A 220-nucleotide genomic window follows, 5' to 3' on the forward strand; every position below is an offset into this window, starting at 1 on the left:
GCTTTGATCTCCCTCTCCCTTTCATGCAGTTCCTCCGCCATGTTCTGATAATACTCCGCATCAAATATCATAAGATAAACAAGTCTGCCTATCAGACAAAAAAGCACGAAAGCCGCACATAAAAAAACGACAAGTACTTTTCTCTTATTATAAGTTTTATTTTTTATTCTTTCCTCTATTTTGTTTCTCATAACAAAAAATCCCCACAGAAGATATTTTT

At 34.1% G+C, this 220-nt stretch carries 1 protein-coding gene; it reads right to left on the reverse strand.

Going from position 1 to position 220, the window contains the following annotated elements; all coding sequences use genetic code 11:
- A partial coding sequence (locus NE668_RS10145; RefSeq protein WP_256196937.1) for a hypothetical protein occupies nt 1–191 on the reverse strand: 191 nt, incomplete at its 3' end.
- Nucleotides 192–220 lie beyond the last annotated feature (29 nt).

Origin of the sequence: Veillonella parvula (assembly GCF_024461875.1) — a bacterium.
GTDB lineage: Bacteria > Bacillota > Negativicutes > Veillonellales > Veillonellaceae > Veillonella > Veillonella parvula_I.